The organism is Streptomyces sp. NPDC031426 (assembly GCF_055581585.1).
In genome coordinates, this window is record NZ_JBVIJE010000010.1 from 98896 (window position 1) to 115333 (window position 16438).

The following is a 16438-nucleotide window of genomic DNA, read 5'->3' on the forward strand; positions in this document are numbered from 1 at the left end:
GGCCAGGGGCCAGCTGCGGGCCGGGGTCCGAGGGGCCAGGGAGCTGCAGCGGGTTGGGGCCCTGCGCAGGCCGGAGCCCTGCGTGGGGCCGGAGCCCTGGAGTGGGCCGGGGCCCTACGTCGGGCCGGAGCCCTGCGTCAGGCCGGGCTCTGAGGGGAGCCGGAGCCCTGGAGTGAGCGGGGCCGTACGTCGGGCCTGAGCGCTGCGACGGGCCAGGGGCCAGCTGCGGGCCGGGGTCCGAGGGGCCAGGGCCCTGCGACGGGCCAGGCCCCAGCTGCGGGCCGGAGCCCTGCGTCGGCCCGGGGCCCGCTGCGGGCCGGAGCCCTGTGATGGGCCGGGGGCTGAGGAGGCCAGGGCCCTGCGTCGGGCCGGGGCCGTGCGTCGGGCCTGAGCGCTGCGACTGGCCGGGGTCCTGCTGCGGGCCGGGGCCCTGTGCCGGGCCGGGGGCTGAGGGGGCCTGCCCTGACGGGCGGCCCCCCGTGGTCGGCCCCTGTCCGTCGCGGCGCCAGGGCCGGGCGGTGTCACGTGCCGGCGCTGAACATGCTGGCGAAGAACAGGAAGACCAGCAGCGGCAGCAGCACGGTGGCGATGATGCCGCAGACGAGACCGGCGGTCGCCGCGCCCCTGTTGGTGGCCTCACCCCGATTGGCCTTACCCCGGCCGATGGCACCGAAGATGATGGCCAGGATGCCCAGGATCATCCCGAGGATCTCCATGGCGATGGTGAGGCTGCAGACCACGCCGATGATGCCCAGCACCAGTCCCGCGGTGCCCATGCCGTTGCTCGGCTGCATCGGCATCCCATAGCCGGGGGCCTGCGGATACGCCGCAGGCGGCGCGGCCGGGTAGGACGGCGGCCCCGACTGGGGGTAGCCGTAGCCGGGCCCCGGCGGCTGCTGCGGAGCCGGCTGTCCGAAACCACCGGCTTCTGGGTTGATGTTGGACATGAAGCGGTTTCCCCTCCGTTGACGATCAAGGCATCCTAATGGCGCACACGGGAGGAGGGGGCGGGTTCCGGCCGACGGGTGCCGCAAGCCCACGGCCCGGCGGACTCACCGGTCGGCGGCCACCGTCACCGAGACGCCGCGGGCGGAGTTGTCGTCGTAGGGGCCGGAGTGCGTGTCATGGATGGCGGCGGTGATGCCGATCGCGAGCAGGACGATCACGACGATGCCGAGCACGATGCCGATGATGCCCATGATCAGACCCGCCTGGGCCTGACCGTGATTGGTGGCCTCGCCGCGATCGGCCCGCCGGCGGCCCTTGATACCGAAGACCACCGCGAGGATGCCCAGTACCACCGAGACGACGCCGTACATGCAGAACAGGCACAGGGAGAGGATGCCGAGCACCATCGCCGCGGTGCCCATGCCGTTCTGCGGGGCCATCGGCATGCCGGGCCAGCCGTAGCCCGCGGGGTAGCCGGGGTAGCCGTAGCCGCCGGAAGCGGGCGGTACGGGTATGCCGGGTCCCGAGGGCGCGATCGGCGGGGGCGGTACCGCCTCGCCGCCCAGCGGGGCCGTACCAGGCACACCGAATCCGGAGGCGGCCGGCGGTGGGAAACCGGGAGGAGCCGCGGGCGCGGTGAAGCCGGGGGCAGCCGCGGGCGGGGCGAAGGCGTCGCTCTGCAGGGAGGTCATGGTCGCCTGGTCGTGCACGGACGGCGGCTGCACGGGAGGCCGATCCTGCGGCTCCGGCTGCTGCTTCTCCAGCGAAGTGCGGTGCTCGGGCGGCGCCCACGGGTTGTGGTCGCCCCCCGGGACGCCACTCGGCTGCGCTCCGTCGCTCACTGGCATGTCCCCCTCGATCGTTCGTGCCGCCATGCTAAGGCCTCGCCGCCGCGCCCCCGCGGCCCGGCCCCACCAAGGTCACCAGAGCCCCGACGCCGGACCCCGGCAGGCACATCCACAGACATCCACAGACAGCACCTCCGCCACGTGACCGACCCGCCGACCGGGCGCCCCCGCCCCGATCACCCCACGCCCCCACCCCTCGGACCACACCCGGCGCTGGCACCGGCCCTCCGCTGGGCGGTCCGCACTCGCCGCACACCTACGATGTCGTCCGTACCACGATCAGCCGATCACCCGCGCCGCACCCGCACCGGGCCGCCGGCGCCCTGCTCGGGGAGGACCCCATGACCGACAGTTCCGTACCCGCCGTCGGCACGGCCGACCGCGATCTGCGGACCTTCATCGCCGGACTGCCCAAGGCCGAACTGCACGTGCACCACGTCGGCTCCGCCTCCCCGCGCATCGTCTCGGAACTGGCCGCCCGGCACCCCGACTCCAAGGTGCCGACGGACCCCGAGGCCCTCGCCGACTACTTCACCTTCACCGACTTCGCGCACTTCATCGACGTATATCTGTCGGTCGTCGATCTCATCCGCACCCCCGAGGACATCCGGCTGCTGACCTATGAGGTCGCCCGCGACCTGGCGAGGCAGCAGGTGCGCTACGCCGAGCTGACCGTCACCCCCTTCTCCTCCACCCGGCGCGGCATCGACGAGCTGGGCTTCATGGCGGCGATCGAGGACGCCCGCAAGTCGGCCGAGGCCGAGTTCGGGACCGTACTGCGCTGGTGCTTCGACATTCCCGGCGAGGCGGGGCTGGAGTCCGCCGAGGAGACGGCACGGCTGGCCACCGACGACCGGATCCGGCCGGAGGGACTGGTGTCGTTCGGGCTCGGCGGGCCCGAGATCGGCGTGCCCCGGCCGCAGTTCAAGCCGTACTTCGACCGGGCCATAGCCGCCGGTCTGCACTCGGTCCCGCACGCCGGCGAGACGACGGGCCCGGACACCGTGTGGGACGCGCTCAACGAACTGCGCGCCGAACGCATCGGGCACGGCACCAGCTCCGCGCAGGACCCGAAGCTGCTCGCCCATCTCGCCGAGCGGCGCATCCCGCTGGAGGTCTGCCCGACCTCGAACATCGCCACCCGCGCGGTTCGCACCCTGGACGAGCACCCGATCAAGGAATTCACCCGGGCCGGGGTGCTGGTGACGATCAACTCCGACGACCCGCCGATGTTCGGCACCGACCTCAACAACGAGTACGCGGTGGCCGCCCGGCTGCTCGACCTGGACGAGCGGGGCCTCGCCGACCTCGCGAAGAACGCCGTGGAGGCGTCGTTCCTGGACGCCGCCGGCAAGGCCCGGATCGCGGCGGAGATCGACACGTACACCAGTACCTGGCTCGTCTCCTGACACGGCCCACAAGGGGGCGCCCCCACAATGGGGGTCATGCAGACCGTGACCGCCGTGGCCCATCGCGGCGACCCCTACCGTGTCCGTGAGAACACCATCGACTCGCTGCGTTCTGCGCTCGACCGGGGCGCGGACGCGGTCGAGATCGACGTACGGCTCACCCGCGACGGCGTCCCCGTGCTGCTGCACGACGAGACGCTGGAGCGGCTGTGGGAACTCGGCCGGCCGCTCGGCGCGCTGTCCGCGGAGGAGGTGCGCGGGCTCACGGCGGGCGGTGTGCCGACGCTGGCGGAGACGCTGGCCGCGACCGGCGACTGCCGGGTGATGGTGGACCTGTGCGGGCGGGTCGAGCGGCGGATGGTGGACCGGGTCATGGACGTGGTCCGGCAGGGCGGGGCCCAGGACCGCGTCTACTACTGCGCGGGCGCGGAGGCGATGCTCGCCGTCCGCGCCGCCGACCCGGCCGCCGAGATCGCGCTGACCTGGACGAGCCTCGCCCCGCCCCGGCCCGCGCTGCTGGACGTGGTCCGCCCGCGCTGGCTCAACTACCGCTTCGCCCTGGTGAGCCGGGAGCTGGCGGCGCGGGTCCACCACGACGGCTATCTGCTGTCCGTCTGGACCCCGGACACCCGCCGTTCGATGAGCCGCCTGCTGGACCTGGGCGTCGACTCGATCACCACGAACCGGGTCGACGTCCTGCACGCCCTGCGCAACGGCGGCGGCATCGGCGGCACGGGCAGCCGTTAGCAACCGGCGATCCCCATGGTTTGGAGGATGCCGTGCTGGCTTGGCTCTCGCTCAGCACACCTCGACCGGCCCCTCCCTCAGCGCGCCCGCACCCCGACTCGCCGCCCAGCGTCGGGATGGCCGCGCAGGAGCACTACACCCGTGAGCGCTGAGGCACCGTCGACGCGTCGGCCGGGGTGGCTCGGGTGAGGTACTGCGGGACGGGCGCGGAGTCCTTGCCGGTGTCGCGGACCAGGCCGTAGCGGATGGCGCCCTGGGCGGGACCGGTCGTGAGGTCCTTCTCGACCGCGGCCCAGGTCGTCGGGAACACGCTCAGGCCGTAGTCGGCGCCGCGTTCGTTCACGGTGAGGGTGACGGTCCCGTCGAGGTGGAAGTACTCGTTCTGCCACATCTGCTGGGTGCCGGGGGCAGCACGTCGTAGCCGGCGGACGGGTTGCCCATGCCGGTGACGGCGGGGTCGGTGCCGAGGGGGTCGTCCATGCGGCGGCCGCCGCTCGAGGCCACGTGGAAGAGCTTGCCCCTCAGGCCGGTCCAGGCCGGCATGACCAGGCTCCCGGACCGGTACTGCGGCGAGATCTGCCAGTCCGACCAGGCGTTGAGGACGGCGACCGCGGTGTCGCCGTTGGCCCTGGTGCCGCCGATCCGCCAACGCAGGGCGTTCTGGTGGGCGGCGTGGATGTCGTTGTAGAGGATGCGGTAGTCCTGCCCGGAACCCGTTCCGCGGTAGCCGGTGGCCTGCGGGCGGGCCTGCCAGGTGCTCTGCGCGTGCGGATTGGCGGTGAGCCGCTGCCGGCCGGCCGGCCAGGGGCCCCGGCCCGCGGCGACGCGGACCTTGGCGCGGTGCAGGTCGCCGGCGTTGTGCAGCATGCCGGGGCGGGCGAACGCCCCCTGCTTCGCCGGCGCGGTCTGGGCCGCGTCGGCCCCGGCGCCGGAGAACGCGGCGATCCCACCGCCGAGGGCTCCGGCCGCCGCGAGCCCGCCGCCGAGAGTGAACAGGCCCCGGCGGCTGAGGCGGTGCTTGTTGGCGCGCTTGTGGGTGGGGGTGGGCATGTGGGGTGGCTCCGTGCGTGAGGAAACAGTGGCGTACGCGGAGACGGGACGGAGAGGGCGGCGATAACAGTTTTTTGCCCGACGGCGATCCGCCCGCCTCTCCCGTAGGGGCGATCCCGTACAACCCACCTACCGCCGAGGGGATTTGCCAAGGGTGACACAAGGGTCGGGCACCCTCCTCGGCGACGATCCGGGCGAGGGCGCGGCGCCAGAGGATGATCACGTCTCTTCACCGCCGCAACTCGAAGTCCTCAAGGAGCCCCGCATGCGCCACGCCAGCCGCTCGACCCTCCTGGCCGCCGGTCTCGTCCTCGCCCTGGGCGCCGGCCCGCTGGCCGCACCCGCGTTCGCCGTACCCGCCTCCGCCGCGCCCGCTCCGGTGGCCGGGAGGGCCGCGTCGGCGGGCACGGACGCCGACGCGCTGCGCGCCGCGCTCGCCGGGCTGCCCGATGCGGACGCCACCGCGGCGCTGGTCCGGGTCGGCGGCAGCGACGGCGGCTGGCGAGGCAGTGCGGGCGTGCACGACCTGGCGAGCGGCCGGGCGGCGGACCCGGACGCCGTCTTCCGGGCCGGTTCGACCACCAAGGTGGTGACGGCGGCAACCGTGCTGCGCCTGGCGGCCGAAGGCCGGGTCGACCTGGACACCCCGGTCCAGCACTACCTCCCCGGACTGCTCACCCCGGCCTTCAAGCCCGTCTCCGTACGGCAGTTGCTCAACCACACCAGCGGCATCCAGGCGGGCGACGGCTGGGGCGACGACTTCCAGGACCAGTACGCGCACCGCTTCGACACCCTCACCCCTGCCCAGGTGGTGGCCTCGGCGGTGGCGAAGGGCCCGGAGTTCGACCCGGGCGACCGCCAGGACTACCTGAACATCAACTACACGGTCCTCGGCATGCTGATCGAGAAGGTGACCGGGCACTCGTACGCCGAAGAGGCCACCCGGCTGGTCCTGCGCCCTGCCGGCATGCATCGCACGTACTTCCCGGGGACCGACCCGTGCATCCACGGCCCGCACAACCACGGCTACCAGAAGGTGACCCGCGCCGACGGGACCGTGGAGTTCGTGGACGTCACGGAGTGGAACCAGTCCGACCGCTGGGCCGCCGGCGACATGATCTCCACGACCGGGGACCTGGAACGGCTGGTCACGGCACTGTTCCGAGGCCGGATCGTGCCCGAGCCGCAACTGCGGGAGATGTTCACGGTACCGAAGGTCAAGGAGGGCGAGGCGAGCTACGCCGCCGGGCTGCAGCGGTTCGTGTACGAGGGCAGGGTGTACTGGGTCAAGTCCGGTGCCCGCTACGGCTACAGCACCGCGATCGCCGCGACCCGGGACCTGAGCCGCACCCTCGTGTACTCAGTGAACTCGACCGACGCCAAGGGAGAGGAGACGAACCCGGTGGCCCAGCGGATCGTGCTGGCGGCCCTCAAGCAGCCGTGAGCGCCTCCAGCCGCTTGATCTTCCGCCGTACGACGTACAGCGGAACGGCCCCGAACACCCCGAAGGACATGTCGATCAGCGACCACCAGAAGGGGATGCCCCGGATCGGTCCGCACACCAGGGCGAGCGGGACGATCCCGGCGCAGGCGATCATCGCGAACTCGACGACCCAGATGTTGCGGACCGGGTCGCGGTACGGCCCGTAGAAGGCGACGGCGATGACCAGGTGGGCGAAGGCCAGCCAGTCGGTGCCGTAGAGCAGGAACGGGTAGTCGGCGTCGGCGGTGTCGAGCCCGTCCCGCACCCGGGAGATCCAGGCCATCAGCCCGGGCAGTCGGTCCGGCACGGACAGGGCGCGCAACGCGCTCTCGGTCCAGCGCAGTTCGTGCACCAGGGGGAAGGCGGTGGCCCCGCTGAGGACGAGGCACACCACGAAGGAGACCAGCCAGACGCGAATGCCCTTGAGCAGGGCGGCTCTGTCGCTCATGGGAGGAGCGTACGCCCAGATTTGAACGCGTTCAAAAAGACCCCTCCACTCCCTCCCCTCCTCCCCCCTCCCCTACTCCAGCGGGTCGTCCAGCGGCACCTGCCACATGCCCGGCAGATGACCGTCCAGCTCGCCCGGTTCGAAGCGGCACATGCCGACCGCGTGCCAGAACTCGCCGGTGACGTCTCCCTCGTACTTGTAGCCGCCGGACGCGGACAGCGCCGCCCAGCCGCCGGGCATGCCGACCAGGGTGACCCGCAGGGTGGCCGGGCCGTCGGCGGGCACGTTCCACAGCCGTACGGTGCCGTCCTCGCCGCCACTGGCCAGCAGCGAGCCGTCGGGGCTGAAGGCCACGGCGAGGATCCGGCCGGTGTGGCCCCTCAGCCGAGCCGTCTCCCGGCCGGTGTCCGGGTTCCACAGGCGGACGGTCCGGTCGTCGCCCGCCGTCGCCAGCAGCGGCCTCGACGGATGCACCGCCGCCGTCCAGAGCTTGCCGGTGTGGCCGGTGAGACGGTGGCCGATCTCGCCGTTCCGCCAGATCACCGCCGTACCGTCCCAGGAGGCGCTGGCCAGCCAGGAGCCGTCGGGCGCGAAGGCCACGGCGTACACCCGGTCGTCGTGGCCGGCGAGTTCGGCGGTGATGCGGCGGCCGTCCATGTCCCAGATCCGCAGCTTGCGGTCGTCGCAGCCGGTGGCCAGGGCCGTGCCCTCGGACCGGAAGGCGATCGCGCGGACCCGGCCGTAGTGCTCGGTGATGGTGGCGACATGCGCCCCGGTGGCGCGATACCACAGTCGGACCGTGTCGTCGTCGTTGGCCGTGGCCAGGAGTTCGCCGTCGGCGCTGAACGCCTCCGCCCACACATGGTCGGTCTCGACGTCCAGTTCGCGCTGGTACTCGCCGGTGGCCGCGTTCCACAGATAGAGGTCGCCGTCACTGCTCGCGGTGGCCAGCAGGGGCCCGGCCGGGCCGAACGCCGCCGACACCAGGCGGTCGCTCTGGCCGGTGAGTTCCCGCAGCCGGCGGCCGGAGGTGGCGTCCCACACGCGGACCACGCCGTCGTTGCCGCCCGCCGCCAGCATCGAGCCGTCGGCGCTGAAGGACAGCGTGCCGACGCGCCGCCCGTGGCCGCGCAGGATGCGCCGGCCCTGGCCGGTGGCCGGCTCCCACAGCCGTACGACACCCTCGTTGCCGCCGGTCACCAGCAGCGCGCCGGGGCCCTGGACGGGTGTGTCGCCGTGCGGACGGAACTTGCACACCCACACCGAGCCGCGGTGCTCGGCGGGCTGCCGGTGCAGCGGCGCCGCGACCGGGTCGGCCTCCGGGTCGACCCCCCACACCCGGACCACCCCGGCGCTGTCCCCGGCGGCGAGCAGCCCCCCGTCGGGGTCGAACAGCACCTGGTACACGGCCCCGCGGCAGCCACCGAGCAGCCCGGCACAGCGCCCGCCGGCCAGGTCCCACAGCCGTACCTCCCCTTCGGTGTCCCCGGTGACCAGCAGGGCGCCGCCGGGGTGGAAGTCCAGGGTGTAGACCCGGCCGGAGTGCCCGGTGAACTCGTGCCGCGGGGTGCCGGTGGCGAGGTCCCACACCCGGACCGTGCCGCCGTCCCGGTCGTCGCCCTGGTCGGTGGTGGCCAGCAGGGTGCCGTCCGGGCTGAACCGCGCCCGGTACACCGCGCCGCGGTGGCCGGGCAGTTCGCCGGTCCGCCGCCCGCTCTCCAGGTCCCACAGGCGTACGGCGCCGGAGGCGTCCCCGGTGACCAGGATGCTGTCACCCGGCCCGAACGCCACGGTGTAGACGGGCGCGCAGTGGCCGGGCAGCCGGTGCAGCGGGGTGCCCGAGGCGGTGTCCCAGACGGTGACCACGCCGTCGGCGTCGCCGGTGGCCAGCAGGGCGCCCTCGGCGTCGAGGACGACCGGCCAGACGCCGTCGGCGTGGATCTCCAGCCGGTGCGGGCAGCGGCCGGAGACCGGGTCCCACAGGCGTACGGTGCCGTCGGAGCTGCCGGTGGCCAGGACGCGGCCGCGGAACTTGACGGCGTAGACCCGGCCGGTGTGGCCCTGCAGGGTGCGCAGCGGGATGCCGGTGGCGGCCTCGCAGACCAGGACGCCGCCGTCCTCGCTGCCGACGGCGAGCAGTTCGCCGTCGGGGCTGTAGGAGATGGGTTCGGGCAGCCGGCTGGTGCGCATGTCGAAGCCGTACGGCACACCGACCGCGGAGGGCCGGAAGCCGGAGTCGACGGCCATGCCGGGCGCGATCGCCGCGGTGGCCAGCTCGGGGCTGCGGTCCAGGGGGCCGGTGGTCGCCGCGATCAGCGCCGCCCGCCGCCACCGGCCGCCCTCGACCCGGGCACCGGTCAGGTCGGTGCCGATCAGCCGGGCCCTCCTGAGGTCGGCGCCGCGCAGGTCGGCGCCGGTCAGATCGGCGCCGTCGAGCCGGGCGCCGACCAGGCGGGCGCCGCGCAGCACGGCGCCGGAGAGGTTGGCGCCGACCAGCCGGGCGTCGGTGAGGTCGGCGCGGGTGAGGTCCACGCCGGAGAAGTCGCGGTGGGACAGGTCCTCCCCGGCCAGGGCGGCGCCGCGCAGATCGGTGTGGGCGGGCACGCGGAGCCGGCTGAGGATCTTCACGGCGTTGGCGCGGGCGGCGTCCGCCGCGGTGTCCGAGGAGGTCCCGGACAGCTCCCGCTCGGCCCACGCCTGGCAGATCCGGTGGTCGGCGAGGTCGCACAGGAACTCCACGGCGAGCTGGCTGAGTTGGCGCCGGCCGAGCAGACCGCTGTCGCCGTCGGTGATCCTGCGGGCGCACTCCCGGGCGACCAGCCATTCCACCACCGAGCCGTGGATGAACCGGAACACACCGTCGTCGCTGCGCACCAGCAGGCTGCCGGAGCCGATGGCGTGGGCGGTCTGCGGCACCGACAGCCGGGCGTCCGCGAGCCCGGTCAGGGTCTCGGCGACATCGGTCAGCTCGTCGAGCCGCAGCGAGTCCTGGCCGCTCTCCCACAGCCGCAGGGCGAGCGCGGTGACCGCGTCCCACAGCTGGCCCAGGCTGAGCCCGGGCGCCCGGCCGGGGCTGCCGCTGCCGCGCTGCGCCTCGAAGCCCAGCCAGGCGGTGAGCACCTCCTCGTACAGCCCGGCGGGACTGAGTGCGCGCCCGGCGCCGGCGACCGCGCGCAGCCGGTCGTCGTCCAGGTCGGCGACGAAACCGAGCAACCGTGGGTTGCGGCACAGGGCGAGCAGGTCGGGGATGGCGTCCAGCAGCCGGATCCGGTGGTCGGCGGCGCGGTCGTCGCCGTCGTAGCGGTTGACCAGGTAGGCGCGGATCTGCCGCGGGCTGAACTCCTGGACGGCCAGCACCCGGCGGTGCGGGAGCAGCCCGACGCGTTCGCCGAGCGCGGTGAGCACCTGGCCCTGGGAGCGGAAGTGCTGGGTACGGCTGGACACCACGATCTTGGCGCTGTCCACGGCGGAGTCCAGCAGCACCTGCAGCCGCTCGGCGGCGCGGTCGTACGTCACCTGGTTCACGAGTTCGTCGAAGCCGTCGAAGAGCAGCACGATCCGCCCCTGCTGGAGCATGTAGCGGAAGGCCCGCAGATCGATGTTGTCGACACCGTGGGCGGCGAGGTGCGCGGCGACGAGACCCTCGAACGAATAGGCCCGGTCCAGGGCGTTCAGCTCGATCAACAGCGGGACGAGGTGCGGCAGTTCGCCGGGGATCCGGCGGGCCAGCTCGCGCAGCGCGAAGGTCTTGCCGTGCCCGAAGTCGCCGAGGAGCAGCAGGAAGCGCCCCTGGTCCGAGTCGAGCAGCCGCAGCATCTCGTCGACCAGCCCGTCGCGGTCCTCGGCGTCGAGACGCTCCACCTCCCGGTACCGCTGCGGCAGATACATACCCGGGGGATAGCGGGGATCGGTGCGCAGCCGCTCGCTCTGCCCGGCGACATAGCCGCGCAGGTCCAGCAGCCCCTGGAACTCGGTGAAGCTGCGCACCCGCACGCCCCGCCGGCGGGCCGCGTCGCGCAGCTCCCGGGCGGGCGGCGGCCCGTCGTGCACGAGTTCGGCCTCCGCCTCGGCGTCGGCGGCGTGCACGAGGGCCACGAACCGGTCGACGTCCTGCGCGGTCGGGGTGCCGGCGTGGACCGCCACCCGCTGCTGCCGCACGAAGCCCGACTGGCTCCAGGTGACGAGCAGTTGCGGCACCGGCCCGTCCACCGGGCGGATCTGGGCGCCCTCGTGCCGGGTGCGGCAGACCTCGGCGACCCGGGCGAGCAGTATCTCGGCGGGGGTCTGCACGGCGCGCGGCTCGGGCTCGGCGGCGGGCACGGGAGTGCCGTCGCGGTCGTCGGCGGGCGCTGCCTGAACGCCGAAGGCCCGGTCGGCCCGCCGCCACTGGACCGCCCGACGCCGCGGCTCCCCCGGCCCCCGCCAGACGGCCAGCCCCTCCCGGCCGACCCGCACCAGCTGGTGCGCACCGGGCCGCCCGGCGCCGATCACCGGCACCTCGCCGGAGGCGGTGGCCAGGTCGGGCAGCGACGCGCCGGGCTCGGCGGGACCGTGCAGGAGCAGATGCAGCCGCGGCCCGGTCAGCCGGGTCAGCACATCGGTGTCCCGTAGCGGACCGGCGCCGTCCAGGGCGGCCGTCCCGGCGCGGCGCACACCGGGGGCGGCCACACGGGCGGCACCCGGCGAGTGCCGCACCACCCCGATCCTCAGCCACCCCTCGGTCTCATGGGACCGCAGCGCCTGCGCGAACCAGGCGGCCTGCTCTCGCCCGACCATCCCGTACTGGTCGTCGCGCCGATGGCTGTACGCCATGGAGGAGTTGAGCCCCGCGACCACGGTGTGCAGCTCCGGCACGGGAAAGAGGGTCCACGGCTGGTCGCTGTCGAAGACGACGTCGAGCCCCTGGTACAGCTCCTGGAACAGCCGGGCGAAGTGCCGCCACTTGGGCCAGTACGGCGGTCGGGGCGGCATCTCGTCGGCCTCGCACGTGCTGAAGTAGGCCTGGCAGGCGGCCTGGTTGACGTCCTGGCCGCCGGGGACGAGGGCGACCCGGTGCGGTTCCAGCCCGAGCAGCGCCCGCAGCCCGGTGAGAAAGGCGAGGGCCTGCTCGAACTCGCGCCGGCTGCCGGAGGCGGTGAGATCCCCGGTGACGACCAGCAGATCGGGCGAGGGCGCGCCGGAGTCCGCCAGCTCGACCAGATCGCCCCAGATGGCCGCCTGCAGCTCGGCGGGCTCCTGCCCCCGGCCGAAGGCGGGCCCCGCCAGCTGGAGCACGGTGACCGCGTCCTGCTCGCGGACCGCTCCCGACACCCGCGGGTACGACGGCGGCGCGGCGGGTCTACGGCGCCCCGCCCACCCGGGCCCGCCCAGCGGCCGCCCGGGACTCGGCGCCGCCGGGGCGACTGCCGCGGGACGGCCGTTCGCACCCCCCGGGTAACCGGGCGCCAGGCTGGGCCGGGCCCGCCCGTCGAGGGCCTGCCGGACCCGCGCGAGCAGCAGCTCCCGGGCCGCCGCCGGATCGGTGACCGGCACCAGGTCCACATACGTGATGGTGGCGAGCAGCCCCTCCACGGGGATGTCCTCGACCCGCACGGTGATCAGCCGCCGCTCCGGCGCGTCCGGGTCGGCGCGCAGGGCGGCCTGCCACTCCATCCGCCCGTACCGCGACCGCTCGTAGTTCCTGGACAGTACGGCGATGACGGCGGCGGACTCGCTCACGCCCCGGTCCATGAAGTCGACGAAGTTCGTGCCCGGCACGAAGTCCCAGGCCTGCAGGACCGTCCGGTACCCGGCCTCCTCCAGCATCCAGGCGATCCAGGACGCCCAGCGTTCGTCGGCGGGTGAGTAGCTGATGAAGAAGTCCAATGGCCCGGTGTCCCCCGGGATGTTCTGTCGAGCCACCATGTATTGAATGATGCCGTGAAAAGAGAGGCGAACACCGGTCGTTTCCAGGCGTTCGACAGCGCCCTGGTCACAGCGCCGCACAAACGTGCGACCCTTCCAACCGTGCGTGCCTTATTGCTGCGTCTGCATGTCCTCGACCGGGTGGCGATCGGTCTGCTGGCGACCGGACTGCTGTGCGTGGCCACGGGACTGCTTCCGACGGGTTCCGCGTCCGACGCGATGACCCGTATCGCCCCACTGCTGGCCTTCCTCGGCACGGTCATCGTGCTGGCCGAACTGACCAGCGGGGCCGGGGTGTTCGATGTGATCGCGGCACGGGTGGCGCGGGCGGGGAGGGGCAGCTATCCGCTGTTGTTCCTGCTGTGCGTGCTGTTCGCGTCGGTCACGACGATCGCCCTCAACCTCGATACGACGGCCGTCCTGCTGACTCCGGTGATGCTGGCGCTCGCCTCCCGGGTGGGCATCGCGCCGGTGCCGCTGGCGATGACGACGGTATGGCTCGCCAACACGGCGAGCCTGCTCCTACCGGTGTCCAACCTGACGAACCTGCTGGCCGCCAACCGGGTCGCGCTGTCCCCGCTGGGCCTGGCGGGCCGGATGTGGGCACCGCAACTCGCTGCGCTGGCCGTGACGATGGCTTGTTTGTGGCTGTTCTTCTGGCGGCGGGGGCGGCGTGGGGGGCCGGTGGTGGACGGGTCCGGATTGATGCCGGACATGGCGGTGTCGGGCCCGGGTGCGGCACGAGCGGCGGACGTACGGGCGGACACCGCCGACCGCTATGTTCCGCCCGCTGTGCACCGCCCCGCCGACCCGGTGCTGTTCCGGGCCTGCGCACTCGCCTGCGCCGGCTTTCTGCTGGCCATCCTGGTGGCCGACGTGCCGCTGTGGATGGCGTCCGGCACGGCGGCGCTGGTCGCCGTGGTCGCGTTCGGGGTACGGCAGCGGTCCGCACTCAGGCTGTCGCTCGTACCCTGGCGGCTGCTGGTGATGGTGCCGGGCATGTTCCTGGTGGTCGAGACGTTCGACGCGCACGGGCTGCACCATCTGCTGGCCTCGGCGGTCGGCACCGACGGCGGCACACTCGGCCTGTTCCGTGCGGCGGCGGTCGGCGGCGGCCTGTCCAACGCCCTCAACAACCTGCCGGTCTATCTGGCCGGGGAGGCGGCCGTCCCCGTGGGCAACCACGACCAGCTCCTTGCCCTGTTGGTCGGCACGAACGCCGGGCCGGTGATCACACCATGGGCGTCCCTGGCCACGCTGCTCTGGTACGAGCGGTGCCATGCGTACGGCGTCCGGGTGCCGGTCCGCCGGTTGATGGGGACCGGCGCGGTACTGGCGGCGTGCGCGGTGGCGGCGGCGGTGGCTGCGCTGGCCGTGACGCGCTAGCCGTTCGCCTGCAGGGCACCGAGGAACGCCGACCAGGCGGGTGACGAGCAGACTGTCACGCTTCACATCGCGCTTCGCCGGGTGACCGGAACTGAGCACCTCGCGGGCGTAATCCGGCGTCTGGAGGAAACCAGGCACCAGCACACCCGCGTACTGCTTGACGGCCACGGCCTGACTCTCCAGCTCTGCGGCCTCTGCGAAGTGCTCCGCCACCTTCCTGCCGTCCAGCGCCGGCAGGAACCGCTCGAAGAACCCATCCGTGGCGAGCTCCCGGTCCAGCCGCCGCGCGTCCTCCGCATCCGGCCTCCGCCGCTCCGCCTCGATATGGGCGATGTGTGTGCGGGACATCGCGACACGTTGGCCCAACTCCTCCTGCGTGAGACCCGCCGCCTCCCTCCGTCCCTGAGTTCCTCCCCGTACCGCACCCGCGAGATCGGATTGTCCTCGATGGCCACCCTTCACCTGTGCATCGATCGCCATGGATAGTGAAAGGCGCTGCAATGCACGACGAAGAAGACGGCTACGTCGGGGTGTTCCTCACGCTGAGGGTCTCCCGGGACGTTGGCCGGACGTGGGGGCCCAGGGTGACGTACCGGCCGTCGAAGAACGCCGCGCCGTTGGGCCTGTCGGGGCGGTTTCCGCCGTGTGAGTGTCCTCGGTGCCGGGAGAAAAAGGGCTGACGAGGTCGAGGAGGTGCGGCAGGAGTTCCGGGCGCCCGGCGACGAAGGAGCGCCCGGTGTCCGGGCCGCCGTAACCGCCGCCGAACTCCGCGCCGTCGAGGTGCCGTAGGGAGATGCCGGCCTCGCGGGCGAGCAGCGCACCGGCGGGCAGGTCGATCGCCTCCGCGCGGTAGCCGACGAAGCCGTCGATGTCGCCCCGGGCCAGCATCGCCCAGGCCACCAGTGGTGCCCAGAGCTGGAGCAGGCGCCGGGAGCGGAGTTCGAGGGCGTGCCTGAGGGAGCAGGCGAGGGGGTCGTCGCGGGAGACGGCGTGACCCTGGGTCCAGGCCAGCAACGGACCTGCGGCGGCGAGCGGGCGGCCATGCGCGGGGGCGGCGAGCCGTCCGGTCGGACCGTGGGCCCCACCGCCCCGCAGCGCGGACCACGTACGGCCGGTCATCGGGTCGTGGACGACCCCCACCACCGGCGTGTCATCGACACACAACGCGATGCCGACGACGTACACGGCCAGCCCGATCACCACGTTGTTGCTGCCGTCGAGCGGATCGATCAGCCAGGTGCGGCCCCCGCCGTCCCCCACCAGTTCACCGGACTCCTCCGCGAGGATCCGGTCGCGCGGGAAGCGGTCCCGGATCCGTCCGACCACCAGTCGCTCAGCGGCCACGTCCAAGTCCGTGACCACGTCCCCGAGTTGGCCCTTGGGCCGGGCGGCGAAGCCGTCGGGAAAGCGGGACCGCAGCAGCGCCCCGGCCTCCTCGGCGGCGCCGACGGCGATACGGTGCTCGGCGTCGTAACCGGCCGGCGAGGACCGGGGGTCAGGGTTCGGGCTCATGGATCCTCCTGAGGGCGGCCCGAGCGATCCGGGCGGTCTGGGTCGCGTCGCAGGTCCGGCGGACCATGCGGTGCCCCGGGGCGGACGGCGGGCCCAGGGAGAGGTCCACCCGGCCGGGCAGGGTCCGGCCCAGGACCAGGGTGGCGGTGGGGCGGCCTTCCGGCACCACACTGGTGTGGAATTCACCCGCCGGGAGGGCGTAGCTCTGACCCCGCGCACTGGTCTGGCGCACGCCGGACCGGCAGCGCACCAGCCGTTCGGTGGGCCGTAGTTCGTCCACGCCGGACGGGTCGCTGAGCACTTCGAAGACCCGGTGGGTGGGGTCGCCGGGGTCGTCGTCGATGTACACCCGCCGGTTGTCGAGTTGCCCGTACAGCACGGTGCTCGTCAAGTCCCAGCTGTGGCAGTGCACTTGGGGTACGGAGTCGTCGGGCTGCGCCTCCGGTGTGCCGAAGACGTGGACGCAGACACCGTCGGCGCCGTCGCGCAGGATGGGCAGGCAGACGAACCCCAGTGGATGGCGTACCGCGCGCAGGGTGCGGCGGCCGGAGACGATCAGGTCGAGTTCCGATGCGGCGTGTCGTGTCAGCTCGGCGGTGGCGTACCGCCGGGCGGCCCGTTCCAGGGCCGGGTAGTCCATGGTCCTTCCCCCTCGGTCACCCTGGGTCCCCTTGGTTCCCCGTGGCCGGAACACGGCGCTCGC

10 protein-coding genes and 3 pseudogenes are annotated in these 16438 nt (G+C 73.3%); 4 read left to right on the forward strand and 9 right to left on the reverse strand.

What is annotated here, in order from left to right; translation table 11 throughout:
- Window positions 1-521: 521 nt before the first annotated feature.
- Window positions 522-947 carry a DUF4190 domain-containing protein gene (locus ACZ5NH_RS22095; RefSeq protein WP_468777504.1) on the reverse strand — a complete coding sequence of 142 codons (426 nt, stop codon included), beginning with the start codon at window positions 945-947 and terminating at the stop codon, window positions 522-524.
- A 105-nt stretch (window positions 948-1052) separates the two neighbouring features.
- Window positions 1053-1796: a DUF4190 domain-containing protein gene (locus ACZ5NH_RS22100; RefSeq protein WP_468777506.1), complete on the reverse strand. Its 744-nt coding sequence runs from the start codon at window positions 1794-1796 to the stop codon at window positions 1053-1055.
- A 286-nt stretch (window positions 1797-2082) separates the two neighbouring features.
- On the opposite strand from ACZ5NH_RS22100, the pseudogene ACZ5NH_RS22105 reads away from it, so the two are divergent.
- Together ACZ5NH_RS22105 and ACZ5NH_RS22110 are read left to right on the forward strand one after the other, a co-directional pair.
- A pseudogene (locus ACZ5NH_RS22105) lies at window positions 2083-3205 on the forward strand (adenosine deaminase).
- 36 nt (window positions 3206-3241) lie between these two features.
- Window positions 3242-3952: a glycerophosphodiester phosphodiesterase gene (locus tag ACZ5NH_RS22110; RefSeq protein WP_468777507.1), complete on the forward strand. Its 711-nt coding sequence runs from the start codon at window positions 3242-3244 to the stop codon at window positions 3950-3952.
- A gap of 133 nt (window positions 3953-4085) precedes the next feature.
- Here the strand turns inward: ACZ5NH_RS22110 and ACZ5NH_RS22115 are convergent, their stop codons facing one another.
- Both ACZ5NH_RS22115 and ACZ5NH_RS22120 read right to left on the reverse strand, forming a co-directional pair.
- Complete coding sequence (locus ACZ5NH_RS22115) at window positions 4086-4295, reverse strand: hypothetical protein (RefSeq protein ID WP_468777508.1); 210 nt, start codon at window positions 4293-4295, stop codon at window positions 4086-4088.
- Between the two features lie 242 nt (window positions 4296-4537).
- Window positions 4538-5002: pseudogene (locus ACZ5NH_RS22120) on the reverse strand (alginate lyase family protein); the annotation flags it as partial.
- A gap of 265 nt (window positions 5003-5267) precedes the next feature.
- Between ACZ5NH_RS22120 and ACZ5NH_RS22125 the strand changes: the two are divergent.
- A complete protein-coding gene (locus ACZ5NH_RS22125; RefSeq protein ID WP_468777509.1) occupies window positions 5268-6446 on the forward strand; it encodes a serine hydrolase domain-containing protein in 1179 nt (392 codons plus the stop codon).
- Here the strand turns inward: ACZ5NH_RS22125 and ACZ5NH_RS22130 are convergent.
- Together ACZ5NH_RS22130 and ACZ5NH_RS22135 are read right to left on the reverse strand one after the other, a co-directional pair.
- Entirely contained in the window at window positions 6433-6933 is a 501-nt protein-coding gene (locus tag ACZ5NH_RS22130) for a hypothetical protein (RefSeq protein ID WP_388627922.1), read from the reverse strand. The genes ACZ5NH_RS22125 and ACZ5NH_RS22130 overlap by 14 nt on opposite strands.
- 72 nt (window positions 6934-7005) lie before the next feature.
- Window positions 7006-12837 carry a WD40 domain-containing protein gene (locus ACZ5NH_RS22135; RefSeq protein ID WP_468777510.1) on the reverse strand — a complete coding sequence of 1944 codons (5832 nt, stop codon included), beginning with the start codon at window positions 12835-12837 and terminating at the stop codon, window positions 7006-7008.
- 102 nt (window positions 12838-12939) lie between these two features.
- Here ACZ5NH_RS22135 and ACZ5NH_RS22140 point away from each other — a divergent pair, with 102 nt between their 5' ends.
- The gene (locus ACZ5NH_RS22140) at window positions 12940-14223 is read left to right on the forward strand and encodes an ArsB/NhaD family transporter (protein WP_468777511.1); all 1284 of its coding nucleotides are present in this window, start codon (window positions 12940-12942) and stop codon (window positions 14221-14223) included.
- A gap of 120 nt (window positions 14224-14343) precedes the next feature.
- Here the strand turns inward: ACZ5NH_RS22140 and ACZ5NH_RS22145 are convergent.
- The 3 genes and pseudogenes from ACZ5NH_RS22145 to ACZ5NH_RS22155 all read right to left on the reverse strand — a co-directional run.
- Window positions 14344-14703, reverse strand: a pseudogene (locus ACZ5NH_RS22145) (helix-turn-helix domain-containing protein); the annotation flags it as partial.
- Between the two features lie 57 nt (window positions 14704-14760).
- On the reverse strand, window positions 14761-15735 hold the full coding sequence (locus tag ACZ5NH_RS22150) for an inositol monophosphatase family protein (RefSeq protein ID WP_468777512.1): 975 nt from the start codon (window positions 15733-15735) through the stop codon (window positions 14761-14763).
- A complete protein-coding gene (locus ACZ5NH_RS22155) occupies window positions 15719-16375 on the reverse strand; it encodes a hypothetical protein (RefSeq protein ID WP_468777513.1) in 657 nt (218 codons plus the stop codon). Before ACZ5NH_RS22155 ends, ACZ5NH_RS22150 begins: the two co-directional genes overlap by 17 nt.
- Window positions 16376-16438: the final 63 nt, after the last annotated feature.